We start from the raw sequence: 26064 nt of genomic DNA on the forward strand, positions 1-26064 counted from the left end.
GGGTCGTCCCGCCGTCCGGTGGGTGCGGTCAGCCGCCGCTGCCGTACGTGGTGTTGGCGCAGATGTCGTCGTCCGCCGAGCGGGCGTCGTTGGTGACGGTGGTGGGCAGCGGCTGCGGGGGGGAGCCCGGGGTGCCGGCCGTCCCGGCGGGCGCGGCGGAGCCGACTCCCGCGGTGGCGGCGAAGTCCTGGCCGACGATCACCGAGATGCCGCGCGAGCTGCCGGAGGACATCTCGGCGCCCGGGAACAGCGCGGCGACCTTCTCGGCGTTCGCCTTCTGCCCGGTGCCGTACTCGATCGTGGTGACCTTGTACTTGGTGCTGGCCGCCTGGCCGGCGGTGGAGGCGGTGAACTTGGCGGTCTTCAGCAGTTCGGTGCCCTTGCCGGCCAGGCCGTTGGCGGTGGTCCCGTTGTAGACCGCCACCTTGATCGCGGCGTTGGAGGCGTCCCCGGCCGGGGCGGCCGGGGTGGTGGGCCCGGGCTGCTGCGGGGCCGGGCTGGTGCCGGACGCGTCCGGCTGCTGGCCGGTGGCGTTCTGGCCGTCGATGGTCTGGTCGGCCTTGAGGGTCTCCCAGAGCTTGTTGGCGTCCGGCTGGACCAGGTCCAGGTCGGCGTCCTGGGTGCGGTAGCGCCAGGGCGCCGTCACGAACTTCAGGTCGTGCATGTCGATGTTCTTCATCGACAGCCCGAAGGAGAGCAGCTTGTCGGCGGAGTCCAGGCCCGGGTCGACGGTCAGCGACTTGGTGGCGGCGTCGGCGAGCGGCAGGAGGGTGGTGGGGCCCATCCCGTCCTTCTTGATCTTGCTGGCGAGGGAGCTCATGAAGGCCTGCTGGCGCTTCATCCGGCCGATGTCCGAACCGTCGCCGATGCCGTGCCGCAGTCGCACGTAGTCCAGTGCCTTCTGGCCGTCCACGGTCTGCTTGCCCTGCGGGAGGACGAGGGCGCCCTTCTTGTGCAGGTTGGGGTTGATGTCCCCCTCGTAGATCGGCTGCGGCAGGCAGATGTCCACGCCGTTGACGGCCTTGGTCATCGCGGCGAAGCCGTTGAAGTCGACCACGAGGGTGTGGTCGACCCGGATGCCGGTGAGCTTCTCCACGGTGTTCTGGGTGCAGGCCGGGTTGCCGTCGTCGCTGCCGCCGGTCGAGAAGGCCGCGTTGAACAGGTCGGTGTTGCCGCCCTTGGTCCACTTGCCGTTGGGCAGCTTGCAGGACGGCAGCTGGACCTTGGCGTTGCGCGGGATCGAGATGCCGACGGCGTGCTTGTGGTCGGCGTAGACGTGCAGCAGGATCGTGGTGTCCGAGCGGGCGCCGCCGTCCTCGCCGCCGCCGAGGTCGGCGTTGTTCTTGCCGCGGCTGTCCGAGCCGATCAGCAGCACGTTGACCGGCTTGTTGCCGTCCGCGTCGGCCTTCGCCTCGGGCGGGCGGTCGCCGGCTATCGCGTCGGCGTCGAAGGACTTGATGTTGGCGTTCAGCTTGTAGTAGATCGCGCCGCCGGTCCCGGCGATCAGCACCAGCACGCCCGCCGCCGACCAGGCGACGATCTTCTTCACGTTCTTCTTCGGCTTGGCGTTCTTGCGCGCCGCCGCCCGTCCGCCGGCTCCGGAGTCCGGTCCGCCGCCGGCGCGGCCGCCCTTGCCCTGACCGGCGGCACGCCGGGCCTCCGCGCGTCCGCCGCCGGAACGCGGCGACGGCACGGCAGCGCCGCCCCTCTTGCCCCCGGTCGTGAGCGCGCCGGACTCGTCCCCGCCCCGGGCCGGGCCCTTGTCCCGCTGACCTGACATGCGCGTACCTTTCACCGACGGAAGCGACGCCCCGGACGATCTGGCGCACCGCACACAGAGAGACGGCCCCAACCGTTCCCAGGTTGCACATACGACCGTCTGCATCAACCGACGATCGTGGCTTCCGATCATATTTTGGCCCAACACGGTCATGGACCTCCGGTCGGTGGGCAAACCCCCCGACACCCGGGCAACCACCAGGCAGAACACCCGAAACCACCCGATTCCGACGTGACTTACGCCACTACGGCTCTGCGGTGCCGGGGGTCGCGGCGGGCGGTGCCGGGGCCGCCGCGGTCGGCTCAGAGCCAGCCGCGGCGGCCGGCCAGCAGGCCCGCCTCGAACCGGCTGCGGGCGCCGAGCCGGTCCATCAGGTCGGCCATCATCCGGCGCACCGTCCGCAGGGACAGGCCGAGGTGCTTTCCGGCCGCCTCGTCGGTGTAGCCCTGACCGAGCAGGCGCAGCAACTCCTGCTCCTGGCGGGTCAGGCCCTGCTCGTCGCGCTCGCGCGGGGCGCCGAAGGGGGTCGCGTCGGCCCAGGTCTGCTCGAACAGCGAGAGCAGCGCGGTGATCACGCCCGGCGAGGAGATCTGCACCGCGCCCTTGCGGGTGTTGGCAGGGTCGATCGGGACGAGCGCCACCCGCCGGTCGATGACCATCATCCGCAGCGGGAGCGCGGGCACCGTCCGGACCTCGCAGCCCAGTCCGGTCAGCCACTCGGCGTGCCGGACGGTGGCCCGGTCCTTGCGGACGCTGTCCAGGTAGACCGTCCGCATCGCCACGCCGCGGGCGAGCAGTTCCTCGTTGGCCGGGCGGCTGGCCTGGAGCGAGGCGGCGGACTGGGCTCCCCCGGGGTTGAAGGTGAGCAGTTCGCCGGAGACCGAGCGGATCAGCTCGTCCAGCCGGGCCTGCACGGTGGCGAGCCCGATCAGCCGCTCCAGCTGGCTGTCCTCCCGGGCCGACTCGTCCCGGTACTCGGCGAGCAGGTTGGTGATCGCCGCCTGGCGCCGCTCGAACTCCTGCTGGGTGCGCTGCTGGACGGACTCGTAGTGGCGCAGCAGGGCGGGCAGTCCGACCCTCGGGTCCACCGGCCGCAGGCCGCCCGGGAGCTCGCCCGGGAGTTCCTCGGACGGCCGGAGCAGCCGGAGGTCGGCGAGCTGGTCGAGCGCGTCGCGGACCTCCGCCTCGCTCAGGGCGAGCTTCTCGGCGAGCCCCTTGGCATCGAGGTGATGATCCGTCAGCATTAAGCGGTAGACCGCCTGTGCGGCGTTGTCGATCCCGTCCAGCATCGGCGCACCACCCCCGCAGTCCGTCCCCCTCCACCGGCAACTTCGACCGGGAAGTTGCCGCCTGATCATGCCAGGGCGGGCGGACCGGGACAACCGTCGAAAGCCCCACCGCTGCGGCTCGCGGAGAGGCCCGCGCGGCAAAGGTAATGGAATGGCAATGGCACCATCGTGCCAGGGCGATCTTCCTGCCGTCCCGAACACCTTCCGGTCCCCCTCGGCGTGCAGCAGACTTCCGGTTGTCGGGGGGCGGCGAGCTCCCCGGCCGGGCCCGCCGATGACCGCGGACCGCCCCCGCCGGCGGTCGACCGCCGCGGCTGCGGAAATGCCCGGCATCCGCTTCCGAAACTGCGCTCGTCCTGGGGGATTCCATGCTTTCCTGTCGCACGTTCGCCTGTACCGCCGCCGCCACTGCGGCCCTCGCCGTCGGCGTCCTGGCCGGAGCCGCGCAGGCCGCGACCGGCCACCCGCCGACCGCGCGTCCGGCGTCCGTCGCCTCGCCGTCCGCCGCTCCCTCCGCCACGCCGGGCGACCCCACCGACCCGGTGCCCGCCACCACGGCGAAGCCCCGGGACCCGGGCATCAACACGCCGGGCGACTGGCGCTGGGAGTGATCGGCAACAACGCCGACACGGACTGCACATGACGTCTCCTCACCGATCGCCGACCGCCGGGCAGCGCGGTCGGACGGTGCGGGACTCCCCGGTGGACGCACCCGGCCGCCGAGCCGGGCGGCGGAACCGACTCGCGTCGCACCCCACCCGTCCGCGCCACCGGTGCGCCGCCCGCGGGCACCGGCCGGCCGCCGCACGCCCCCACCCGGGGCGGACGCGGCGGGTCGCGCTCCGGACGCCCACACAAATTGAATGTGCAACAAAACCGTCAGGAGCGACAGTGCCGGTTATCGAGCCGATTGTGCTGAACTTCTTCGGCATCGAGGTCGGCCTGGTCCGCGCCGACCGCGACGAGATCTCGTTCCATTTCGGACCTCACCTCACCGGGATTTCCCAGGACCCCGACCAGCTGCGGGTGGAATTCTCCGGAATCACCGGAAAGGGCGATCCGGGCGATTTCCTGGTGCGGCGCAGCGACGGCACTCCGCTGCTGCGCCGCGCCTTCCGGGGCTGGGGCAACGTGCCGCCCGCCGTCCCGCCGTTCGCCGCACTGCAGGACCGGTTCTGCCTGGCCCCGGCCGTGGTGCTGGCCAAGGGCGGCGCCACCGTCGCCCTGCTCGGCGGCCCGTACTCGGAACAGGCGAACGTGGGGGCCGCGTTGGCGCAGCGCTCCTGGGAGTTCGTCTCCGGCCGGCTGCTGGTGCTGGACCGCCGCAGCGGCCACGTGCTGCCCTACCTCGCCCCGCTGGAGGCGCGCGGGCCCGCCGCGGCCTGGCTGCGCGGCGCCGGGCTGCCGGAGGGGATGTGGCGCACGGTGGCCTCGCCGATCGGCGGCGAGGTGCTGCTGGTGCGCCCGGAGTGCCTCGGCCCGGTCGTGCCGGTCCGGGCCCGGCTGGCGCCACCGGCGCTGGTCCGGCTGTGTCGCAGTGCGGACGAGGAAGTCCGGCTGGCACCATGGGAGTTCACGACCCAGACCTGGCCGGCCGGATCGGCCGGCCTGCTCGCCGGAGCGCCGACCCACTGCCTGCACCTCCCCGGTGTGGGCGGGGCGGAGGAGGCGGCGGGCCTGATCGATCACGCAATGACCAACGAGAAGGACGAGTCGTGCCTCGACGTACCCGCTATGCCCTCGGTGCACCGTGCTGGGCTGACTGCATCACTCCCGATCTGAGCGGCAGCCGGGACTTCTACTCGGCGCTGTTCGGCTGGGAGTTCGTCACCGAGTCCCCGGACTACCAACTGGCCCTCCTGGGCGGGGAGATCATCGGTGGCTTCGGCGCCGCACCGGCCGGGATGCCGCCGGGCGCGGTGTGGAACACCTACCTGGCGACCAAGGACGCGGACGACAGCTGCACGCAGGTCGGGCGGCACGGCGGCCGGGTGGTGATGCCGCCGGTGCCGGTCGGCGCGAACGGGCGGCTCTTCCTCGCCGTCGACCCCTCGGGCGTCGCGATCGGCTTCTGGGAGGGCCACCGCGCCGAGGGCGTGGTGCTCGCCGACGAGCCGGGCGCGATCTGCGGCCACGAGCTGCGGGTGCCGCTCGCCGCCACCGCCGAGGCGTTCTACGGCGCGCTCTTCGGCTACCGCCTCACCGGCGACGGGGAGTTCGAGCTGGACGGGGTCGGGCAGGCCCGGGTGGTGGAGAGCGACCAGGGCCGCCCGCAGTGGCTGCCCCACCTCGGCGCCCACGACCCGGCGGACACCGTGCACCGGGCCGTCGAGCTGGGTGCCCGGCTGATCCGCCCGGGGCGCGAGGAGCCGCCGGTGCTACGGGACCCGTGGGGCGCCGAGTTCGGCGTCGTCCCCGCGCCGGCGGGCGGCGGCGGCGGGGCGTGACGGCAGGGCCCGGCCGGGGGGATCGGGTCCTGCCGTCACGGCGCCTTGCTGTGACTGCGCCTTGCCGTCACGGCGCCTCGGAGTCACGGCGCCTCGGAGTCACGGCTCCTTGCCGTCACAGCGCCTTGACGGCCGAGGCCAGTTCGGGCCGCCCCTTGATGGCCAGCTTGCGGTAGATCCGGCCCAGGTGGGTGTCCACCGTGCGCTTGCTGAGGCAGAGGCGCTCGGCGACCTCCAGGTTGCTCAGCCCCTGCAGCACCAGTTCGGTGACCCGCCGCTCGCTCGGGGTGAGCCGGACCGGCCCGGCGTCGCGGGTGCCGATGGCCGGGCCGCGGTCCTCCGCGGGGCGCGGGCGGGCGTCGCCGCCGGGGAGGGGATCGGCGGCGATGGTCCGGGCCGCGGCCGGTTCGCCGAGCGCCTGGTAGGCCTGGGCGGCGTGCGAACGCCACGGCACGCAGGCCGGGTTGGCGATCCCGCGGGCGGCCAGTTGGTGCCCGCACTCCAGGAACAGCCGCAGCGCCTGCTGGTGGTCACCGCGGTGGGCGGCGAGCAGGCCGCGGGCCTCCAGCACCACCGCGCGCAGCAGCGGGTGGGCCTCGGCCGGCAGGTCGACCGCGGCGAGTTCCGCGCCGTCCACCGGCAGGCCCCGGCGCAGCCTGGTCCGGATCGCCATCGCCCGGGCGGCGCCCGCGAGTTCGTCCGCCCGGACCCGGCCGGCCAGCTCCGCGGCGTGTTCGGCGTCGGTCAGGGCGGCGTCCAGCCGGCCCTGGCGGTGGGCGATGTCGGAGCGGGCCAGCAGCGCGAGGGCCAGTTCGCCGCGGTGGTTCCAGCGCTGGGCGGAGCGGACGGCCCGGCCGGCCCAGGCGGCGGCCTCGTCCAGCCGTCCGGTCCAGGCGTAGGCCATCGCCGCGCCGAGCACCTCGACACCGGCCTCGGCGGGCGAGACCGCGCGCACGCTGCGGGCGGCCAGCCGGACCGCCGTCCGGGGCAGGCCGCTGGCGGCGGCCACTGCGGCCTGGGCGCCCAGCAGCGCGGGGGCGGACGCCTCGGCGGGTTCGGCGCGCAGGGCGGCGACGGCCGGTCGCAGGGCGGTGCGCCGGCCGGTCAGCAGTGCCTGGGCGGCGAGCGGCAGCAGGAGGTCGGCGGCCGGTTCGGCGGTGGCGGCGAGGGCGTGGGCGGCCTCGGTGAAGGGGACGGTCGCGGCGCCGGAGGAGCTGAGCGCCAGCACCGGGCCGGTGAACGGCCGCAGCAGCCGGGCGCGTTCGACCGGGTCGGCGACGTCGGCCAGGCCGGCGGCGCAGCGGGCGGCGGCGGCGACGTCCCGGTGGAGTTCGACGGCGCCGAGCTGCGCGGTGAGCGAGCGGACGGTGTCCGGGTCGGTGGTGTCGGCGAGCGCGCGCTGCAGGTAGCGGGCGGCGTCGTCCCAGTGGCCGTCGGCGGCGGCGTCCCGGGCGGCGGTCCGCAGCACCGGGAGGGCCCAGTCGAGGCCGGTGGTGCCGGAGGACATCAGGTGTTCGGCGGTGCGGCCGGCCGGGGCGCCGAGCCGGACCAGCAGGGCGGCGGCCCGCTCGTGCAGGGCGACCAGGACCCGCGGGTCGGTGCGGGCCAGCACGGCGGTGCGGACCAGCTCGTGCCGGAAGGTCTCCGGCGGGCCGGGCTCGATCAGGTCGGTGCGGCGCAGCGCCTCGCGGGCCTCGTCGGCGAGCAGCTCGCCCTGGCCGGCCAGCAGGGCGGCGGTGGCGAGGTCGGCGTCGGCGCCGAGGACGGCGAGGCCGGTGAGCAGGTCGGCGGCCCGGGGGTGGCTCTGGCGCAGCCAGCTGAGCGTGGTGTCGGCGAGCGTGCCGGCGCCGATCCGGCGGACGGTGTCGAGGTCGGGCGAGCCGGGCGAGACCCGGGCGGCGACCAGCCGGGCGGTCAGCTCCTCCAGCACCAGCGGGTTGCCGCGGGAGAGGTTGTGGCAGACGGCGGCCAGTTCCGGGTCGACCGGGGCGTCGAACTCCTCGGCCACCCGCTCGGCGACGCAGCTGTCGCAGAGCGGGCCGGGGGTGACGGTGCGGGCGTGGCCGAGTGCGCCGAGTTCGGCGGCCAGCGGGTCGGCGGCCTCGTCGGCGGTGGTGGCGAGCAGCGCGACCGGCAGGCCGTCGAGCCGGCGGGCGAGATAGGAGAACCACTGCCGGGACTCCTCGTCGGCCAGGTGGAGATCGTCCACGGCCATGACGACGGGGGTCCGGGAGGTCAGTGAACGAGCGGCGTGGAAAAGACTGTTGAGTACCCGTTCGCGTCCGTTTCCGGGGCTTTCCGAACTCTCCGGGAGCGCGGTGGCGAGGAATTCGCCGCCGGGGAATTCCACTCCTTGCGGCGCACTGTTTGACATGCGCATGATGGGATCGAAGAGCTGGCGCACCACCCCGTACGGAAAGTCCCGCTCGTTGTCGTGACACCGCGCCCGCAGCACCACCGCCTCACCCGGTATCCGGGCCAGCGCGGCGCGCAGCAGCGCACTCTTCCCGATCCCCCGTGACCCTCTGACCAGCACCACCGCGGGCCGGCCCGCACCCGCCCCGGCCACCGCCCGGGCCAGCTCGGCCAACTCCTGTTCACGGTGCGGCAAAACTCCAGTCGGCAACGCAACCCCCCGTCGGCACCCTCACGCGACTCACCAGTATCGCCACCCCCACCCGGCTGTCAACGCGCGGGCCGAATACGTACGGCACTACGTACCGGCGCGCAGGAATACGCAATCGCCCGCGATGCGTAAGTCCGGCGCCCGGCCGAATATGCAGTATGTACAGCGGTTTTGACGGCGTGTTCAATATCGGCAACGCACTTGTGAACACAGGGGGATGACTTATGGAGCGTCCGCGGCTCAAGGCCCATTTCCTCACCGAGACGGTGGGCGAAAAGGTCTTCCTGCTCGGAGAGGGGCAGGACTACCTCGTCCCGGGGGCCGCCGCGGTGCGCCTCCTGCCCTACCTGGACGGACGGCGCACCGTCGCCGAGATCCTCCAGGAACTGGGCGGCACGGTGCCCCTCGGCCAGGCGCTCACCGCGCTGCGCCGCTACGAGGCGGCCGGACACCTCGCCGAGGGCCGGCCCGACCTGCCGGACCACGTGCTCGCGTACTGGGACGCCCAGGGCGTCGACCCGGCCGTCGCGCTGGAGACCGCGCAGGCCACCGAACTGCTGGTGCTGGCCCTCGGCGCCGCCGAGGCCGCGCCCCTGGTGGACGCGCTGACCGCGACCGGCCTGCGGGCCCGCCCGGTGACCGAGGACGAGGCCGTCACCGGCGGCCCCGACACCATGGTCATCGCGCTGACCGACGACTACCTGGACCGCGCCCTGGAGCGGCTGAACACCGCCCGCCTCGCCGACGGCCGCCCCTGGCTGCTCGCCAAGCCCACCGGCACCGCCCCGTGGCTCGGCCCGCTGCTGCGCCCCGGCGAGACCGGCTGCTGGACCTGCCTCGCGCAGCGGATCAGCGGCAACCGCCAGGTCGAGCGCTACCTGGCCGGCAAGCGCGGCGAGACCGTGCCGCTCCACCCGCTGCGCGCCGCGATCCCGGCCGGCCCGGCGATGGCCGCCCAGCTGCTGGCCGCCGAGACCGCCCGCACCCTGGCCGACGCCTGCTGCTCCGCGCTGGCCGGCACGATGGTCAGCCTCGACCTCAACACCCTGCAGACCACCGAGCACACGCTGGTCCGCCAGCCGCAGTGCCCGAGCTGCGGCGACCCGGCGCTGCTCACCGAGCGCAGCCCCAAGGTCGTCCTGCAGCCCAGCCCCGCCCGGCACACCACCGACGGCGGCTACCGGGTGCAGGCCCCGCAGTTCACCTACGACCGGCTGAAGCACCACATCAGCCCGCACCTGGGCGCGATCACCCGGCTCGGCGCGCACGAGGACACCGGCAACGGCATCACCTACAGCTTCACCGCCGGCCACAACTTCGCCATGGTCAACGACAACATGGACCTGCTGCGGCGCAACATGCGCGGCCAGAGCGGCGGCAAGGGCCGCTCCGAGATCCAGGCGAAGGTCAGCGCGATCTGCGAGGCCATCGAGCGCTACTCGGCGGTCTGGCGCGGCGAGGAGCCGGTGGTGCGCGCCGCCTACCGCGACCTCGACCCGGCCGTCGCCGTCCACATGGACGCCCTGCTGCAGTTCTCCGAGGCCCAGTTCGAGGGCCGCGCCGCGTGGAACGCCGACCCCAACCACCGGCTGCACCTGGTGCCCGACCCGTTCCCGACCGACGTCGAACTGGACTGGACGCGCGCCTGGTCGCTCACCCACGACACCGAGCGGCTCGTCCCCTCCGGCTACGCCTGGTACGGCCACCCCGACCTCCAGCAGCACTTCTACTGCGTCGGCGACTCCAACGGCTGCGCCAGCGGCAACACCCTGGAGGAGGCGATCCTGCAGGGCTTCTGCGAGGTCGTCGAGCGCGACGCCGTCGCCCTGTGGTGGTACAACCGGCTCGCCCAGCCCGAGTTCGACCTCGACTCGCTGAACGACCCGTACGTGGACACCATGCGCGCCTTCTACGCCTCGGTGGACCGCGAGCTGTGGGTCCTGGACATCACCTCCGACCTCGGCGTGCCGGTGTTCGCCGCCGTCTCCCGGCGCAAGCACGCGGTCGAGGACATCATGGTCGGCTTCGGCGCCCACCCGGACCCGCGGATCGCCGCGATCCGCGCGCTCACCGAGGTCAACCAGTTCCTCCCGTTCGTCGACCGCCGGGACGACGAGGGCAACACCCTCTACCGCACCGACGACCTGGAGACCCTGGAGTGGTGCCGGACCGCGACCGTCGCGGGCGAGCCCTGGCTGCTGCCGGACCGCGAGCGCGCCGCCAGCACCCTCGCCGACTTCGCCCCGCTCGTCGGTGACGACCTCGCCGGGCACGTCCGGGACTGCGTCGAGCGCGCCGCCGGGGCCGGTGTCGAGGTGATCGTGCTCGACCAGAGCCGCCCCGACCTCGACCTCAGCGTGGTCAAGGTGATCGCTCCCGGCATGCGCCACTTCTGGCGCCGCCTCGCCCCCGGCCGGCTGTACGACGTCCCGGTGCGCCAGGGCCGGCTCGCCGCGCCGCACACCGAGGAGCAGCTCAACCCGAAGAACGTCTTCTTCTAGAACGGCCGGGTGCTGACACGATGACCACCGCTCTGACCACCGATGCGACCGCCGGTCCGACCGCCGGTCCCGACGGGATCCACCTGCCCGCGACCGCCCGTACGGTCCGCCGGCTGCGGCTGCGCCCGGACGGCGCGCTCGCGCCGCTCGGCCCGCGCGCCGTCCGGCTGACCGCGCCCGTCGGCGCGCTGAACCTGAACGACCTCGCCCCCGGCGCGCTGGACGCGGTGACCGCGCTGGCCGCCGGGGAGCAGACCGAGGAGGAACTGGCCGCCCTGGTCGCGGCCCGGGACGGCGACGCCGGGCTGCTGCGCTGGCAGCTGACCCGCCGCCGGCTCGGCACCGCCGGGCTGCTGGAGCACTCCGTCCACCTGGCGACCGGGGCCTCGGACGAACCGCTGGCCCGGCTGCGGCCGGTCGGCCGGGGCGCCGCCGAGCCGGGGCCGACACCGGACCCGACCGGGCAGGTGAAGCTGTCCCGCTTCGCCTCCGCCGCGGTCGAGGACGGCGCCCTGCTGGTCCGCGCCCCGGGCAGCCCGCTGGCCGTCCAGCTGACCGCCCGGGCCGCCGGACTGCTCGCCGCACTGGCGGGCTGGACCAGCCCCGCCGCCCTCGCCCAGCTGCCCGGCGGCCTGCCGCTGGACGCCGTCCGGCAGACCCTGCGGCTGTTCGCCGCGGCCGGCCTGCTGGCGTACGGCTCCCCCGGCGCCGAGCCGGAGGCCGAGGAGCAGCGCTTCGCCCAGTGGCAGGCCGCCGACCTCGCCTTCCACTCCCGCACCCGTCGGCCCACCACCGTCGCCGGGTACGGCGGCACCTACCGGTTCGGCGACCGGTTCGCCCCCGAGCCCGCCTCGCCCGCGCCGTTCCCGGGCGAGAAGGTCGCCCTGGCCGTCCCGGACCTGGACGAACTCGCCCGCGCCGACCGGCCGTTCACCGAGGTGCTGGAGCAGCGCCGCTCGGTGCGCGACCACGACGAGCAGGCGCCGATCACCCTGGAGCAGCTCGGCGAGCTGCTGTACCGCAGTGCCCGCCGGCGCCAGACCTTCACCGGCGGCGACGGCCAGGAACTGGCCGACCGGCCGTACCCGAGCGGCGGCGCGGTGCACGAGCTGGAGGTGTACCCACTGGTCACCTCCTGCGCCGGCCTCAAGCCCGGCCTGTGGCACTACGCGACCGACCGGCACGAGCTGGAACTGGTCAGCGAGCCCAGCCCGGCGACCGCCCAACTGGTCGCCGGCGCCCGCGAGTCGAGCCTGATGAAGGCCGACCCGCAGGTGGTGCTGCTGGTCACCGCGCGCTTCGGCCGGGTGATGTGGAAGTACGAGACGGTCGCCTACCCGCTGATCCTCAAGCACGTCGGCGCGCTCTACCAGACCCTCTACCTGGTCGGCACCGCGATGGACCTTGCGGTCTGCGGCCTCGGCGGCGGCGACGCCGCCGACTTCGCCGCGGCCAGCGGCATCGACTACTTCACCCAGGGCACCGTCGGTGAGCTCGTGATCGGCAGCCGGCCCCCGACGCTGCGCCAGGACGTCGGCGTCCCACGGAGAGAAGCCAGACGATGAAGTTCCGTTTCAAGGCGCTGCAGCGGATGCGCGAGCCGGACGAGCTGGACTCGCCCACCCTGCTCGCCGCACCGCGCGGCTGGATCGCCCTGTTCGTCGTGATGATCACCATGGCGGCGGCGCTGCTGTGGACCTTCGCCGGGAACATCCCGATCACCGTCGACGCCCCGGGCCTGCTGACCCGCCCGCACGGCACCGCGATGATCCAGAGCCCGTTCGGCGGGATGGTCCGCACCGTCCTGGCCAAGCCCTCCGACCAGGTCAGGCAGGGCCAGTCGGTGGCCCGGGTCGAGGACGCCGAGGGCCACAGCCGGGAGATCACCAGCCCGTTCGGCGGGCGGGTGGTCGGCCTGTCGGTCACCGACGGGCAGGTCGTCGCGCCCGGCTCCCCGGTGGTCTCGGTCGAACGGGTCGAGGACCCGCAGGAGGGCATGGTCGCGATGGTCTTCGTGCCCTCGACCCACACCATCGGGCTGGAGCCCGGCGACCAGGTGGACCTCAACGTCTCCACCACCCCGGCCGGCGCCTTCGGCCTGCTGCGCGGCACCGTCAGCTCGGTCAGCCCGTACGCGCTCACCAAGGAGGCGGTCTCCGGCCTGGTCGGCGGGGACCTCGCCGCCCAGCGCTACCTGGGCAAGGACGCGCCCCGCCTGGTGGTGGTCGAGCTGACGCCCGACCCGGACACCCCGAGCGGCTACTCCTGGACCTCGCAGAGCGGCCCGCCGAACCCGCTGGGCACCCAGGTCGCCGTCACCGCCACGATCAACGTGGGCAAGCAGACCCCGTTCAACCTGATCCTCGGCCGCTGAGGGGAGCTCCGATGACAACCACGATCCCGGAGACCACCCGGAGCACCGCTTCCGACCCCGCACCGGGGAAGAAGCCGGGGAAGAGGAACCGCCGCGGCCGCCCCACCCGGGCGGCCGCGCCGCGGCGCTGGCGGCACGCCGTCCCGACCGTCCTGCAGATGGAGTCGGTGGAGTGCGGCGCCGCCAGCCTCGCCATGATCCTCGCCCACCACGGCCGCTGGGTGCCGCTGGAGGACCTGCGCGGCGTCTGCGGCGTCTCCCGCGACGGCGCCCGCGCCTCCACCCTGCTCAACGCGGCCCGCGCGTACGGGCTCAAGGCCCGCGGCTACCAGACCGAGGCCGAGAAGCTCCGCGACCTCGACGGCCCGGTGATCATCTTCTGGGCGTTCCAGCACTTCATGGTGGTCGAGGGCGTCCGCACCCGGTACGGGCGCACCGTCGTCGCGGTCAACGACCCCGCCAGCGGCCCCCGGCTGATGGAGTGGGACGAGTTCGACTCCGGCTTCACCGGGATCGTCCTCTCCTTCGAGAAGGGCCCCGACTTCGAACCCGGCGGCGACCGGGGCGGCATCACCCGCGCGCTGCTGGAACGCCGGCTGCCCACCGGACGCGCCATGCCGCTGGTGCTGCTCGCCAGCCTGCTGCTGGTGCTGCCCGGCATCGCCATCCCCGCGTACACCCGGGTGTTCATCGACCGGGTCCTGGCCGGCAGCGGGAGCGGCTACCTCCTCCCGCTGCTGGCCGCCATGACCGCCACCGCCGTCGTCGTCTTCGTGCTGACCTCCGTCCAACGGCACTACCTGCTGCGGATCGAGATCCGGATGGGGCTGGTCAGCTCCGCCCGGTTCTTCCGGCACCTGCTGCGGCTGCCGGTCGACTTCTTCCTGCAGCGCCGCCCGGCCGAGGTCGCCAAACGCGTCTCCGGCAACGACGTGGTCGCCGAGATCCTCTCCCGCGACCTCGCGCTGACCGTCATCAACCTCGGCCTGGTGCTGTTCTACGCGGCCATCCTGATCCGCTACGACATCCTGCTCGGCGTCGTCGGCCTCGGCATGGCGCTGCTCAACATCGTCGTGCTGCAGGCCGTCGCCCGCTCCCGCACCGACGCCGTCGCCGCCCTGCGCACCGACCGCGGCAACCTGACCGCGACCACCTTCACCACCCTCTCGCTGATCGAGACGGTCAAGGCCACCGGCGCCGAGCCGGACGCCTTCAGCCGCTGGGCCGGCTTCCTGGCCAAGGTCGTCACCGCCAAGCAGAAGCTGGGCATCCCCAGCGCCGTGCTCACCGTCGTGCCGCCGATGCTGGCCGCGCTCAACAGCGGGCTGATCCTGCTGGTCGGCGGGCAGCGGGTGGTCGACGGCGCGATGAGCGTCGGCATCCTGGTCTCCTTCCAGACCCTGCTCGCCGCGCTCAGCCGCCCGGTCACCCAGCTCACCAACCTGGGCGGCCGACTGCAGGACGTCACCGCCGACATCAAGCGGCTGTACGACGTCGAGCGCTACCCGGTGGCGGCGGCGTTCGCCAAACCGGAGCCGCAGGCCGGGCCCAAGCTGGACGGCAACCTGGAGTTCGAGAACGTCCGCTTCGGCTACAGCCCGCTCTCCGACCCGATCATCAAGGACCTCAGCCTGACCGTCGTCCCCGGCCGGCGGATCGCCGTGGTCGGCGGCTCCGGCAGCGGCAAGTCCACCCTCGGCCGGCTGCTGACCGGCCTCTACACCCCGTGGTCGGGCCGGATCCTGCTGGACGGGCGGCCGCGCGAGGAGCTGTCCCGCACCGTGCTGGCCTCCTCGCTGGCCTACGTCGACCAGGACATCTCGCTGTTCGAGGGCACCGTCCGGGACAACCTCACGCTGTGGAACGACGACGTCCCCGACGAGGCCGTCACCGCCGCACTGCACGACGCCGCGGTCTTCGACACCGTGATGACCAGGCCCGGCGGCATCCACAGCCCGGTCCTGGAGGGCGGGCGCAACTTCAGCGGCGGCCAGCGCCAACGCCTGGAGCTGGCCCGCGCACTGGCCACCGAACCCACCCTGCTGGTCCTGGACGAGGCGACCAGCGCGCTCGACCCGGAGACCGAGCGGGTGATCATGGACAACCTGCGCCGCCGCGGCTGCGCCTGCCTGATCATCGCGCACCGGCTCTCCACCGTCCGCGACGCCGACGAGATCATCGTGCTGAACCAGGGCGAGATCGTCGAACGGGGCACCCACGACGAGCTGTTGGCGCTGGGCGGGCACTACACCGCGCTCATCGAGTCCGCGCGCCGCGAGGAGGAGGACGAACTGTGACTGTCGCTGTGGAAGTCTTCTCGCCGTTCTTCACCGAGGCCGCCGAACCGGTCGAGCCGCTCGCCGACCGCTACCTCGTCCTGGACGACCCCGGGCGGATGCTGCTGGTCCGCTCCGGCGCCGTCGACCTGTTCGCCGTGAGCCTCGAATCCGGTGCGCCGCAGGGCCGTTGGCACTTCCTGTGCCGGATGGAGGCGGGCACCCTGGTGCCCGGCGCGGCCGCCGGAGCGCGGCGCGGCATCGTCGCCCGCCCGGTGCTCGGCGCCGAGGTCTCCTACCTCGCCACCTCCTGGGTCGAGGGCCTCTCCGCCCGCGGCCGGGACTGCGGCACCGCCGCCGGAGCCGCCGTCCGGGCCCTGCCCGAGGGCGAACAGCAGCAGGCCGCCGACCAGTTCCTGGCCGGGCTCGCCCGCGGCCTCACCGCCCTGGCCGGCGCCCTGCGCGACACCCTGCCGCCGCGCGAGTTCACCCCGCTCGACCCCGCCGGGCCCACCGCCCTCAAGCGCGGCCAGGCCCTGCGCTCGGTCGACGGCCTGCAGTGGGTGCGGGTCGAGGAAGGCACCGTCGAGGCGCCCGGCGGCGCGGCCGGCGAACTCGCCGGGGGCACCGAGCTCTGCCTCACCGAGAAGGACTGGCTGGTCGCCACCGGCCCGGCCACCGTCCGGGCCCGCTCCCCGCGCGAACTCCTCGACGAGGGCGGGCTCTGGGAACGCCTCACCGCGCACTGCGGCCGGCTCCTGGACGCCGTCGACCGCCGGATCGAGACCCGCCGCGACGCCGAGACCGAACTGATCACCGCCCGCCGCGAACGCGACGCCGGCACCCTCGCCGACTCCGCACGCGGCTTCGAGACCGTCCTGCGCGACACCTCCTCCCGGCTGCGGATCGGCGACGCCACCGGCGACGAGCCCACCCTGGCCGCCGCCCGGCTGGTCGCCGCGCACGAGGGCTACACCGTCACCGCCCCGGTCACCGGCAACGGCCACGACCGCCGGCTGGACCGGCTGCAGGCCATCGCGCTCGCCTCCGGCGTGCGCACCCGCTCCGTCCGGCTCGACGGCCGCTGGTGGCGCCACGACCTCGGCGCGATGATCGGCTACCGCAAGGCCGGCGCCCCGGTCGCGCTGCTGCCGCTCGGCGACGGCTCCGGCGGCGGCTACGTCCTCGCCGAGGGCGGCAAGGTCACCCCGCTGACCCCGAAGCTCGCCGCCGAACTGCAGAACAAGGCCACCGTGCTGTACCGGCCGCTGCCGGCGGCCGTCCGGACCGTCAGCGGACTGCTCAAGTTCGGCCTGCGCAACAACCGGCGCGACCTGTGGATGTTCACCGGCATGGCCGCCCTGGTCGCACTGATCGGCCTGCTCGTCCCGATCATGACCGGCGAGGTGCTCGGCACCTTCGTCGCGCACGCCCAGCGCAACCTGATCACCGAGGGCGCGCTGGTGGTGATCGGCTCCGCGATGGCGGTGGCCGCACTGTCCATCGTGCAGAACATCGCCGTACTGCGGATCGAGAGCCGCTCCACCGCCGCCATGCAGGTCGGCGTCTGGACCAGGCTGCTGTCGCTGCCCGCGCCGTTCTTCGCCAACTACTCCACCGGCGAACTCGGCACCACCGTGCTCGGCGTCAGCGCCGCCCAGGAGACCCTCTCCGGGATGATGACCACGGCGACCCTCGGGCTGCTCACCGGGCTCGCCAACCTGGTGCTGGTCTTCTTCTACGACCTGCGGCTCGCCGCGCTGGCCACCGTCCTCGTGCTGATCGGCGGCGGCTTCGCCCTCGTCGCCGGCCGGCTGGAGGTCCGCTGGCAGCGCCGGCTGTACGCGCACGAGCAGACCATGTCCGCCCGGGTCTTCCAACTGCTCACCGCCGTCCCCAAGTTGCGCGTCACCGCGGCCGAGGACCGGGTGTTCGGGGTGTGGGCCGCCGAGTTCGGCAAGGGGCGCGGACTCGCCGCCTCCTCCCGCCGGGTGCAGAACGCCGTCACCACCTTCAACGCGGGCTTCCCGCTGGTCTGTTCGGTCATCGTCTTCGGCGTGATCGCCGGCCCGCTGGACGGCAGCGTACCGATCCCGGTCTTCCTCGCCTTCTTCACCGCCTTCAACCTGCTGATCGCCTCCAGCCTGCAGTTCACCTCCGCCGCGGTCACCGCGATGGGCGTCGTGCCGATGCTGGAGCGACTGCGGCCGATCCTGGAGGAGAAGCCCGAGGTCGACGACACCAAGGCCGACCCGGGCGACCTCTCCGGGCGGCTCGGCCTCAGCCACGTCACCTTCCGCTACGGCCAGGACGGCCCGCCCGCCCTCCAGGACGTCACGCTGACCATCGAACCCGGCGAGTTCGTCGCCGTCGTCGGCCCGTCCGGCAGCGGCAAGTCCACCGTGCTGCGGCTGCTGCTCGGCTTCGAACGGCCGGAGGCCGGCACCGTCCTCTACGACGGCCAGGACCTCGGCGAGCTGGAGGTCTCCGCGGTCCGGCGGCAGTGCGGGGTCGTGCTGCAGCACGGCGCGCTGCTGGCCGGCGACATCAAGGCCAACATCGTCGGCTCCACCAACCACACCCTGGACGACGCCTGGGCGGCCGCCGAGATGGCCGGCATCGACAAGGACATCGCGGCACTGCCGATGGGCATGAACACCGTGCTCTCGGAAGGCACCAGCACCCTCAGCGGCGGCCAGCGGCAACGCCTCATGATCGCCCGCGCGCTGGTCTCCCGGCCCCGCATCGTCTTCTTCGACGAGGCGACGAGCGCGCTCGACAACCCGACCCAGCGGCTGGTCACCGAATCCACGCGCCGGCTCAACGCCACACGGGTGGTGATCGCCCACCGGCTGTCGACGGTCGCCGAGGCCGACCGGATCATCGTCATGGACCAGGGCCGGGTGGTCCAGCAGGGCCGGTACGAGGAACTGCTGGCCGACCGGGACGGGCTGTTCGCCCGGCTCGCCAGCCGGCAGATGTAGGTCGTTCGTTCGTAGGTCGTTCGTTTCGGGGAGGGACGGCACATGGAATACGCCCTGCTGGTCTTCGGCCAGGAGACGGACTGGGACCGGATGACGCCCGAGGAGCGCGAGGCGCGGTTCACCGCCAACCGCGCCTTCGGGCGGGAGCTGGCCGAGGCCGGCGTGCGGATCGTTTACGGCGCTCGGCTGGCCCGGCCGGCCGCCGCCGAGGGCGAGGCCCGGGCCGGGGACGGCGTGCTGGAGGTCGGCGGCCTCTGGGTGATCGACGTGCCCTCCGAACAGGAGGCGCTCGGCTGGGCGGCGAAACTGCCGGTCAGCGAATCGGGCCGGGTGGAGGTCCGTCGCTGCGACGGGCCACCGCGGACCAACCGGCCGGTGGGAACGGAGAACTGAGGATCATGGAATACACCCTGCTCATTCACGGCGACGAGCGGGTCTGGAACGGGCTGAGCGAGGCGGAGGAGGCGGCGCTCGATGCCGCCCACGCGAGATTCGGCCGGGAGCTCGCCGAGGCCGGTGTCGGCGTGCGGTACGGGGGTGGGCTGCACCGCAGCTGCAGCGCCCGACTGGTGGTGCCGGGGGGCGGCGCCGGGGCACCGGTCTCGGACGGGCCGTACCGGGAGGGGCACGAGCACCTGGGCGGGCTGTGGGTGATCGACGTTGCCGATGAGGCGGAGGCGGTGGCCTGGGCCCGCCGCATGCCCGGCGCCCCGGGCGACCTCGTCGAGGTCCGCCCCGTCCGGGTGACCTGAGGGATTCGCCCCGTCGAGCACCGGCTCGACGGGGCGACGTGCTCAGGCGTCGGCGGTGAAGTGGTCGAACTCGCCGGCCTTCGCGCCCCGGAGGAACGCGGCGAACTTGGCGGGCGTGGTGCGGACGATGACGTCACCGTCGTCGGACTCGCGGAGCTCGATCACCTCATTGACCGCACGAACCTCAACACAGTTGCTTGCCGCTTCACTGAAGCTGGATTTCCGCCACTCGGACCTATTCATACCTGTACTTCATTTCCTTCACGATCGAGCGAATGAAATCTCGTGACTCGCTCTCCGGGAGCGCGACGGCTTCGATGCGATCAAAGATCGCACGATAGCCCGCCAGCTGGGCTGGCGAGTCGAAGACGTGGGAGCCGTGGGACGAGTCGGCCTGGACCGTGTCCAGCTCCGGCACCGGCCCCTCCGCGTAGACCAGGTTCTCGCTGGGACCAGCGAAGTCAGCCGTATCGAACGGCACGACTCGCAGCGAGACTCCTGGAAGATCAGAGTCGATGACAAGGGAATCAAGCTGCTCCCTGAGCACCGCCGGCCCGCCGTACTGAATACGCAGCGCCGCCTCGTGGACGAGCGCCACGTACAGAGCTTCACCGGATCGAACAGCCTGCTGCCTCCGCAGGCGGAAGTTCACCCTGCGATCGACCTCGCGATCGGGGAGCGGGGTGAACCCTCTTGCGAACACAGCAGCGGCATAGGGCCCCGTCTGAAGCAGCCCCGGGATGAAACCAAGGTTGAAGCTCTTGAGCCTCTTCGCACGCCCTTCGATTTCCGCCACATCAATTGGCGCGGCTGCGAGTACGTTTCGATACTCATCCCACCAGGCTCGCTCTCGCTCCCTGGCCATGTCGGCGAGCGCGTCAACCAAGGGCGCGTTGGCGCACATGCAAGCCTCCGCGATCTCGTGCAGGCGATCCACGCTGACGGCGGACTTCCCGCTCTCCATCTGCGTCACCAGGGCCGGAGTCACACCGAGTAGGCGGGCGAGGTGGCTGCCCGTGAAGTTTGCCTGCTCTCGCATCCGCCGCAGTTCGGCGCCGAGTCGACGCTGGCGAAGTGTCGGGTTCTGACGGTTGGCCATGGCGTCCTCTCTGCTGGTACAGGCGCCAGTCTGCCGTGCCGCGCGCGGGGGTGGCCATCCGGGGGAACTACTCCATCGGGGGAACCTTCGCACATCGAGATTAACCTTAAGCCCCGATGCGCTATCGTCGTTCCCAGCTCGATCCGACGGATCGTCAGTAATGCCTGCATCCCGGGCAGTAGGCGCCTGCTGCCCCGGCACCGAAGAGCAACCAGCCCTGCTCCGGCCTGGCCTGGCTCACGGCGACGCCCGTCGTCACCTCTCCCACACCACAGCCTCACGGAGGTTCCCGTGTGCACCCGTAACACCCCCTCGCTCACGCTCAGCCGGCAGGCCCTGCGGGACGTCCTGACCCGCAACGGCTGGCACCCCGAGACCATCTTCAACGCCGAACTCGCCCTGATGGAGCTCCTCGTCAACGCGTGGCGCCACGGCGACACCACGGCGCCCGTCGTCTGGTTCTCCCTCCTCGGGCACACCCTCCGCGTCACCGTCTCCGACGAGTCCGACGCCGTCCCCCAGCAGCGGACCTCGGCCGAGTTCGCCGAGACCGGCCGCGGCCTCCAGCTGGTGGAGGGCCTCACCCACCGCTGGGGCGTCGACCCCCAGAAGCGCGGCAAGAGCGTCTGGTACGAGCTGGACTCCGCCGCGTGACCCGCGAGCCGGTCGCCCCGGACGACCCGCGGATGAAGGACTACAGCGGGCCGCAGATCACGGCCCTGCTCGGCGAACTGCACCGGCGTGGAATGCCGTACGGACTCCTCTGGGGCTCCGCCTCGCCCGGCGGGTCCACCATCGACGGCCGCATCCTCGTCGACTTCGGCAACGCCCCGGTCAGCACCATGCTCAACCTCCTCCACCTCCTCCGCGACCTGGACCGCAACAAGGCGTGGACCCCGTAGAACGAGCAGCACTGAGACACGCGGAGGCCCTCGCCCATCTCATGGCGAGGGCCTCGCGGGGACCCCCGACAGAGCTCAGGGAAGTGACGCCCGTGCCGCCCGTGCGCCGATGCGCCGTTGACGGCGTCAAAGGGCCGAGTTCAAGGTCGTCACAACTGAGCGCAACAGACGCATCAGCGGAGGTGGTCATGGAGCTACGATTCCTCGGCAAGGACCCGGAGTCGGGCGATCACGGATGCCCGTCCGTGTGGCTCGACGAGGAGCGCGGGGAGCTGGTGATCCAAGGCTGGAAGGCAGATCTGGCAACGGAGGCCGAGTGCCGGAAAGCCGGCCCCATTCCGGAGCACGAGGCCGTGGTCCGGATCCCCAAACGCATGATCCCGCTTCTCAGGGAGGCCGTTCGTGGCGCAGACGCTCTCTAGCTTCGCCGATCTGATCCGATCCGCGCAGCACTCCGCGCTGCACCTGGAGATGCGGGACTGGTACGCGGTCGAGAACGAGACCGACGGGTTCACCGCATGGCGTCAGGGCAAGAGGCTCGACCCCGAGAACCGGGAGTCGTGGTGGCGGCCGTGGCTGGACCTGGTGCAGGAAGTCACCCGCAAGGGCGTCGCGATTCGTCGCGCCCGGGTCGTCTCGGAGCCGGTGAGCGAGTACATCCGCTTCGAACATTCCGGGACCTTCACCAATGTCGCGGCGGGTGAAGAGATTCGGTGGCTCCCCAGGCGTGGTGCGTCGGGAATCGCCCTCCCAGGGAACGACTGCTGGATCTTCGACGGCCGGGTCGTCCAGTTCAACGTCTTCGACGGCGACGGCCGGTGGGTCCACACCGATCAGACCGAAGACCCGGCGGTGGTGGCGCTTTGCGCCTCGGCCTTCGAGGCCGTGTGGGACGCCGGGGTCCCGCACCAGAAGTTCGCCGTCTAGCGCCTGCGCCGGAAGTCGATCGGCCGGTTCATGCCCACCTCTCCACTGTCCAGCGCGAAGGCCGCACGCGCAGAGATCGCCGCACGCCTGGACGCGATGAAGAAGGACGCGGGGCTCACCGGGGATGAACTGGCCGTCCGGTGCGGGTGGCACAAGTCGAAGTCATCGCGGATCGCGCGCGGTCTGACCGCGCCTTCGGATGCGGACATCCGTGCCTGGTGCGCCGCCTGCGGATCCGAGGACCAGGCCTCGGACCTCATTTCGGCTTCACGTTCCGCCGACTCGATGTACGTGCAGTGGCGGCAGATCCACCGCGACGGCATGCGCCGGATCCACGAGAAGACCCTCCCGTTGTACCAACGAACCCGGAGCTTCCGGGTCTACGCATCCAACGTCGTGCCGGGAATGCTGCAGACAGCCGGGTACGCAACAGGGCTCCTTCGGTCGATCACCGACTTCCAAGGAACGCCTGATGATGTCGGCCAGGCCGTTCGAGCCAGGACCGAACGATCGAGCGTGGTCCAGAACGCCGGCCGGCGGTTCGCGATCCTGGTCGAGGAAACGGTCCTGTACTACCGAGTGGCGGACAACGCGGCCATGGCCGCCCAGCTGGGACGCCTGTTGTCGGTCATGGCTCAGCCGAACGTGTCCTTCGGGATCATCCCGCGGGGCGTGCGCCGTACAGTGTGGCCACTCGAAGCGTTCTACGCCTTCGATGACGAGCTGGTCGCCGTGGAGACCCTCACTGCCGAGATCAACATCTCCACTCCGAGCGAGATCAGCACGTATCACCGGGCCTTCGCCGAGCTGGCGAAGCTCGCCGTCCGAGGCGCGACGGCACGGGCCTGCATCACGAAGGCCATCGACTCGCTCGGGTGAACCGGTGCAACCGGGTGCAACTTCGTCGACCGCACGGCCCTTGGCTCCTTACCGTCCTGCTGACGACATCTCATCAGGCGCGGGGAGCTGATCTCATGGCCGACGGCGAATGCCCGGGATGTGCGTTCTTCGTCGATGCGAAGGCGCGCTACCCGGCCCACGAGTACCCCACCATCGGCCGGATGCTCGTCCGAACTCACGCACAGCACCTGGCTGACGGGGAGTGCCTGGCACCCTCTCGGCCGGTCCTCACGCCGGAGGAGCACACCGCAGCTCCCCTGACCTCCGAGGAGCGGCAGCGGCGGGCTGACCTGCTGACCCGCGTCCGGGCGGCGAACCACCCCGTGCTCTGAGCGCGACATCGAACAGGAGGACACACCGCGAACGCCCTGTGCGAGATCGAGATCCCGACCGACCTTGCCGCCTACAACTGGCCTTCGCCATGCGCGTGTTGGGTGTGGCGAGCATCGATCCAGATCGCTTCGACGCTACCGTCTGACACACCCCCGCTCGGACCATCCCCGCCCTGCCCCTTCCACGACCCCGACCCCAGGGAGGACCCGATGTCGAACTGCACGCAGTGCTCCGTTCCTGCGGCGATCGAGGATCTCGACGTGCAGCCGCCACAGCCCTGGTGCCTGGGCTGTGCGACCGCCCTCGTACGAGCCGGCGATCCGGTGATCAACTACCGCTCGCTCCAGGGCGAGAACGAGTACCAGCACATCCTCGCCGGCGGCAGCACCCAGGTACTGCCCTTCGGCTGACAGGCACACCTAACGGCTCGCTCCCTGCGCACAGGGAGCGAGCCGCTCTCATGGTTGATTCTGCGGGTCGTCTCCGAGCACATCCCGTGCGAGTGGAAGGCAGTAAGAGAATGGGCGAGTTCACTCCCGCGGCCGACGAAGCGCTGAAGGCCGCGCGGTCCATCTGTGGGCCGTTGGAGCTGGAGGAGATCAGCAACCGGCGAGGCTCCGCAGTCTGGAAAGCCACCGGACCGCAAGGCGTCGCGAGCATCAAGCTCGGCACCGGTGAGGCCGCCGAGGTGACCGCGCGCGAAGCCTCCGTCCTGGACCAGCTCCCCGGCTACACCGTGACCGCCGGCCGCTTCGACGACGGCGTCTGGTACGTCACCCCGTGGCTGGCCGGACCGTCCACCTGGGAGGTCTTCCGCCCGGTACGCAAGGGCGACGGCGGGCGGGGTGACGCCCTTGAAGCGGCAGTGGAGCTGTGCCGCGCCGTTGCCGGCCTCCACGCCGAGGGGTGGGTACACGGCGACCTTCAGCCCCAGCACGGAATCCACGGCGCGGACGGAACGGTGCGCCTCCTCGACTTCGCCTGGTCCCGACGGCTCGGCAGCACCCCGTGGACCGCATTCGACGGCACGATGATCCACCTCACCGCCCCGGAGTTGGCTGCCGCCATCATCACCGGCCCCCAGCCCGTCGACACGACACAGACGGCCGACGTCCATGCCCTCGCCGGCACCCTGTGGACCTGCGTCACAGGCACATGGCCGCTGGACTACGAGGCCGCCGGACTCGGGCGGGGCACGCCCGTCGCGGAGATCCGCAAGGCCATCGCGACCCGGGCCGTCCCGCTCGCCGCCTCGACGCCCTGGCCCACGCTTCAGGCCCGGCTGCGGGACGTCCTGCTGGCCGGGCCCGACGACCGGCCGAGCGCCGTCGAACTGGCCGACCTCGTACAAGCGGTGGACGCATGGTCCGGCTACGCGAGCTGACCCCGGACGACGCCGAAGCCCTCCAGAGCATCTACAGCCCGGAATCGACGAGGTTCCTCGGCCGCGGGCCGATGGACGCCGCGGAAGCCCGAAGCGCCGCTCACGACGCTGCGGCCTCCGCCGCTCGATCCCCGCGCATGATCTACACCCTGGGCCTCGATGTCGACGGCGATCTGCTCGGGATCGCCAAGCTCCACCTCGACCGCTCCTTCGCCTCCGCCGGCTACGTCCTGCGTCCGGATGCCCGGGGGAAGGGGCTCGCCACCGAAGCAGTACGCGGGCTCGTCGCCCTGGGCTTCGGCCGTCTCGGGCTGTCCGTGATCCGCGCCAAACACCACCCGCAGAACCCGGCCTCCGGCCGCGTCCTCCTCAAGGCGGGGTTCGAACCGACCGGTGAGCACGCCGGATTCACCACCTATGCCATCCGGTCGCCCTGAGCGCATCTGAGGCAGCACACCAGGACGGCCCGCTCCCTGCATGCAGGGAGCGGGCCGTTCGCATACCGGTCGTGGTAGGGCGCCGCGGGCGGGGGCGGGGGCGGGGGCGGGGGCGGGGGCGGCGGGGGCCTGGGCCCGCCGCATGCCCTCCGCCCCGGGCTACCTCGTCGAGGTCCGCCTTGCCCGGGTGACCCGAGCCGGCGCGTAGCGCCCGTCGACTGTGGAGGCGTGGGAAGTCGGATCGGCCGACTTCCCACTCCTCTTGCCTTGGTGGGGCGTCACGGCGCGTCGGTGAGGTCGAGTTCGGACACCTCCTCCTGAACGGCCCACCACCTCCCCGGCAGCGGTCCGCCGGCGCCTGCCCCGAGTCGATCGGGGCCTCTCGATCGAGGTCGGTCAGCTCATGAGCGTGGCGTCCAGGAACTCCTGGACCGGCCCGAAGAGGCCATACGGCACATACTCCGGGATCTCGGCGAGAGCGACCCAGGCGAGTTGGTCCAGCTCCTCCGTGTCGACCACCTCGGCAGTGCCGCCGACGACCCGGCACGCCGTGTACGACATCAGCCGGCCGGTCTTGGGATGCACGCGCTCACCCAGGAGCTTGACTGCGGCCACACCGAGCCCGGTCTCCTCCGCCGTTTCACGGACAGCTGCCTGCTCTGGAGACTCACCGGGCTCGATCTCACCGGCCGGGAACTGCCAGGAGAGCTGCCCCTCGCTGACCCGTCGCCTCACCATCAGAATGCAGGCTTCGTGGACCACGAGCGCAGCGGCGATGCCCGGGCGTTCCTCCGCAGTCTGCTGTGTCACGTCTGCTCCTCCAGGGCGGCCAGGATGGGTAAGAAGACCGTATCGGCGTCGATGAATCGGACCACCGAGTTTCGAGGAACCCACATCACATCGCCAGGTACTCGCATGGGAAGTACTCCCACACCACGCCCGTCATCCGGCGCGCAGGTCACTCCTCGGGTCCGCTCCCTGCATGCAGGGAGCGGACCGTTCGCATGCCGGGTGTGGTAGGGCGCCGCGGGCGGGGGGCGGGGGGAGATCGGA

At 72.3% G+C, this 26064-nt stretch carries 25 protein-coding genes and 1 pseudogene; 19 read left to right on the forward strand and 7 right to left on the reverse strand.

Going from position 1 to position 26064, the window contains the following annotated elements:
* Positions 1 to 28: 28 nt before the first annotated feature.
* Both ABT048_RS33835 and ABT048_RS33840 read right to left on the reverse strand, forming a co-directional pair.
* On the reverse strand, positions 29 to 1780 hold the full coding sequence (locus ABT048_RS33835) for an LCP family protein (RefSeq protein WP_350525411.1): 1752 nt from the start codon (positions 1778 to 1780) through the stop codon (positions 29 to 31).
* A gap of 302 nt (positions 1781 to 2082) precedes the next feature.
* Positions 2083 to 3069 (reverse strand): LuxR C-terminal-related transcriptional regulator, encoded by a 987-nt coding sequence (locus tag ABT048_RS33840; protein ID WP_350525412.1) that lies wholly within the window; start codon positions 3067 to 3069, stop codon positions 2083 to 2085.
* Positions 3070 to 3437: 368 nt separating this feature from the next.
* On the opposite strand from ABT048_RS33840, the gene ABT048_RS33845 reads away from it, so the two are divergent.
* The 3 genes from ABT048_RS33845 to ABT048_RS33855 all read left to right on the forward strand — a co-directional run bounded on the left by ABT048_RS33845 (position 3438) and on the right by ABT048_RS33855 (position 5516).
* On the forward strand, positions 3438 to 3680 hold the full coding sequence (locus tag ABT048_RS33845) for a hypothetical protein (RefSeq protein WP_350525413.1): 243 nt from the start codon (positions 3438 to 3440) through the stop codon (positions 3678 to 3680).
* A 301-nt stretch (positions 3681 to 3981) separates the two neighbouring features.
* Positions 3982 to 4851 carry a hypothetical protein gene (locus ABT048_RS33850; protein WP_350525414.1) on the forward strand — a complete coding sequence of 290 codons (870 nt, stop codon included), beginning with the start codon at positions 3982 to 3984 and terminating at the stop codon, positions 4849 to 4851.
* A complete protein-coding gene (locus ABT048_RS33855) occupies positions 4785 to 5516 on the forward strand; it encodes a VOC family protein (protein WP_350525415.1) in 732 nt (243 codons plus the stop codon). The genes ABT048_RS33850 and ABT048_RS33855 overlap by 67 nt, the downstream gene beginning before the upstream one ends.
* 115 nt (positions 5517 to 5631) lie before the next feature.
* Here ABT048_RS33855 and ABT048_RS33860 read toward each other — a convergent pair whose 3' ends face one another.
* Positions 5632 to 8142 (reverse strand): AAA family ATPase, encoded by a 2511-nt coding sequence (locus tag ABT048_RS33860; RefSeq protein WP_350525416.1) that lies wholly within the window; start codon positions 8140 to 8142, stop codon positions 5632 to 5634.
* A gap of 224 nt (positions 8143 to 8366) precedes the next feature.
* Between ABT048_RS33860 and ABT048_RS33865 the strand changes: the two genes are divergently transcribed.
* The 7 genes from ABT048_RS33865 to ABT048_RS33895 are packed head-to-tail and all read left to right on the forward strand — an operon-like array spanning position 8367 to position 19029.
* On the forward strand, positions 8367 to 10643 hold the full coding sequence (locus tag ABT048_RS33865; RefSeq protein WP_350525417.1) for a TOMM precursor leader peptide-binding protein: 2277 nt from the start codon (positions 8367 to 8369) through the stop codon (positions 10641 to 10643).
* A gap of 20 nt (positions 10644 to 10663) precedes the next feature.
* Positions 10664 to 12208, forward strand: a complete 1545-nt coding sequence (locus tag ABT048_RS33870) for a SagB family peptide dehydrogenase (protein ID WP_350525418.1) — start codon at positions 10664 to 10666, stop codon at positions 12206 to 12208.
* Positions 12205 to 13017, forward strand: coding sequence for a biotin/lipoyl-containing protein (locus tag ABT048_RS33875; RefSeq protein WP_350525419.1), 813 nt, complete (start codon positions 12205 to 12207; stop codon positions 13015 to 13017). The genes ABT048_RS33870 and ABT048_RS33875 overlap by 4 nt, the downstream gene beginning before the upstream one ends.
* A gap of 11 nt (positions 13018 to 13028) precedes the next feature.
* On the forward strand, positions 13029 to 15314 hold the full coding sequence (locus tag ABT048_RS33880; RefSeq protein WP_350525420.1) for an NHLP family bacteriocin export ABC transporter peptidase/permease/ATPase subunit: 2286 nt from the start codon (positions 13029 to 13031) through the stop codon (positions 15312 to 15314).
* A complete protein-coding gene (locus ABT048_RS33885; RefSeq protein WP_350525421.1) occupies positions 15311 to 18277 on the forward strand; it encodes an NHLP bacteriocin export ABC transporter permease/ATPase subunit in 2967 nt (988 codons plus the stop codon). The genes ABT048_RS33880 and ABT048_RS33885 overlap by 4 nt, the downstream gene beginning before the upstream one ends.
* Positions 18278 to 18319: 42 nt before the next feature.
* Positions 18320 to 18670: a YciI family protein gene (locus ABT048_RS33890; protein WP_350525422.1), complete on the forward strand. Its 351-nt coding sequence runs from the start codon at positions 18320 to 18322 to the stop codon at positions 18668 to 18670.
* Positions 18671 to 18675: 5 nt separating this feature from the next.
* Positions 18676 to 19029 (forward strand): YciI family protein, encoded by a 354-nt coding sequence (locus ABT048_RS33895; RefSeq protein ID WP_350525423.1) that lies wholly within the window; start codon positions 18676 to 18678, stop codon positions 19027 to 19029.
* A 42-nt stretch (positions 19030 to 19071) separates the two neighbouring features.
* Here ABT048_RS33895 and ABT048_RS33900 read toward each other — a convergent pair whose 3' ends face one another.
* Both ABT048_RS33900 and ABT048_RS33905 read right to left on the reverse strand, forming a co-directional pair.
* Positions 19072 to 19272 (reverse strand): DUF397 domain-containing protein, encoded by a 201-nt coding sequence (locus ABT048_RS33900; protein WP_350525424.1) that lies wholly within the window; start codon positions 19270 to 19272, stop codon positions 19072 to 19074.
* Positions 19265 to 20128, reverse strand: coding sequence for a helix-turn-helix domain-containing protein (locus tag ABT048_RS33905; protein WP_350525425.1), 864 nt, complete (start codon positions 20126 to 20128; stop codon positions 19265 to 19267). The genes ABT048_RS33900 and ABT048_RS33905 overlap by 8 nt, the downstream gene beginning before the upstream one ends.
* 291 nt (positions 20129 to 20419) lie before the next feature.
* Between ABT048_RS33905 and ABT048_RS33910 the strand changes: the two genes are divergently transcribed.
* The 9 genes from ABT048_RS33910 (at position 20420) to ABT048_RS33950 (ending at position 25011) form a co-directional block, all read left to right on the forward strand.
* On the forward strand, positions 20420 to 20782 hold the full coding sequence (locus ABT048_RS33910) for an ATP-binding protein (RefSeq protein ID WP_350525426.1): 363 nt from the start codon (positions 20420 to 20422) through the stop codon (positions 20780 to 20782).
* A complete protein-coding gene (locus ABT048_RS33915) occupies positions 20779 to 21030 on the forward strand; it encodes a hypothetical protein (RefSeq protein ID WP_350525427.1) in 252 nt (83 codons plus the stop codon). Before ABT048_RS33910 ends, ABT048_RS33915 begins: the two co-directional genes overlap by 4 nt.
* A 188-nt stretch (positions 21031 to 21218) precedes the next feature.
* On the forward strand, positions 21219 to 21452 hold the full coding sequence (locus tag ABT048_RS33920) for a hypothetical protein (protein ID WP_350525428.1): 234 nt from the start codon (positions 21219 to 21221) through the stop codon (positions 21450 to 21452).
* Entirely contained in the window at positions 21433 to 21957 is a 525-nt protein-coding gene (locus tag ABT048_RS33925) for a DUF6879 family protein (RefSeq protein ID WP_350525429.1), read from the forward strand. The genes ABT048_RS33920 and ABT048_RS33925 overlap by 20 nt, the downstream gene beginning before the upstream one ends.
* Positions 21958 to 21987: 30 nt before the next feature.
* Positions 21988 to 22836, forward strand: a complete 849-nt coding sequence (locus tag ABT048_RS33930; RefSeq protein ID WP_350525430.1) for a helix-turn-helix domain-containing protein — start codon at positions 21988 to 21990, stop codon at positions 22834 to 22836.
* Positions 22837 to 22931: 95 nt separating this feature from the next.
* The gene (locus tag ABT048_RS33935) at positions 22932 to 23189 is read left to right on the forward strand and encodes a hypothetical protein (RefSeq protein WP_350525431.1); all 258 of its coding nucleotides are present in this window, start codon (positions 22932 to 22934) and stop codon (positions 23187 to 23189) included.
* A 210-nt stretch (positions 23190 to 23399) separates the two neighbouring features.
* Positions 23400 to 23600, forward strand: a complete 201-nt coding sequence (locus ABT048_RS33940; protein ID WP_350525432.1) for a hypothetical protein — start codon at positions 23400 to 23402, stop codon at positions 23598 to 23600.
* Between the two features lie 110 nt (positions 23601 to 23710).
* Positions 23711 to 24574 (forward strand): protein kinase domain-containing protein, encoded by an 864-nt coding sequence (locus ABT048_RS33945; RefSeq protein ID WP_350525433.1) that lies wholly within the window; start codon positions 23711 to 23713, stop codon positions 24572 to 24574.
* Entirely contained in the window at positions 24553 to 25011 is a 459-nt protein-coding gene (locus tag ABT048_RS33950) for a GNAT family N-acetyltransferase (RefSeq protein ID WP_350525434.1), read from the forward strand. Before ABT048_RS33945 ends, ABT048_RS33950 begins: the two co-directional genes overlap by 22 nt.
* A 396-nt stretch (positions 25012 to 25407) precedes the next feature.
* Here ABT048_RS33950 and ABT048_RS33955 read toward each other — a convergent pair whose 3' ends face one another.
* Both ABT048_RS33955 and ABT048_RS41755 read right to left on the reverse strand, forming a co-directional pair.
* Positions 25408 to 25821, reverse strand: a complete 414-nt coding sequence (locus ABT048_RS33955) for an NUDIX hydrolase (RefSeq protein ID WP_350525435.1) — start codon at positions 25819 to 25821, stop codon at positions 25408 to 25410.
* Positions 25818 to 25957, reverse strand: a pseudogene (locus ABT048_RS41755) (NUDIX hydrolase); the annotation flags it as partial. The gene ABT048_RS33955 and the pseudogene ABT048_RS41755, both read right to left, overlap by 4 nt.
* Positions 25958 to 26064 lie beyond the last annotated feature (107 nt).

It is taken from the genome of Kitasatospora sp. NPDC096140 (assembly GCF_040303045.1).
Classification (GTDB): Bacteria; Actinomycetota; Actinomycetes; order Streptomycetales; family Streptomycetaceae; genus Kitasatospora.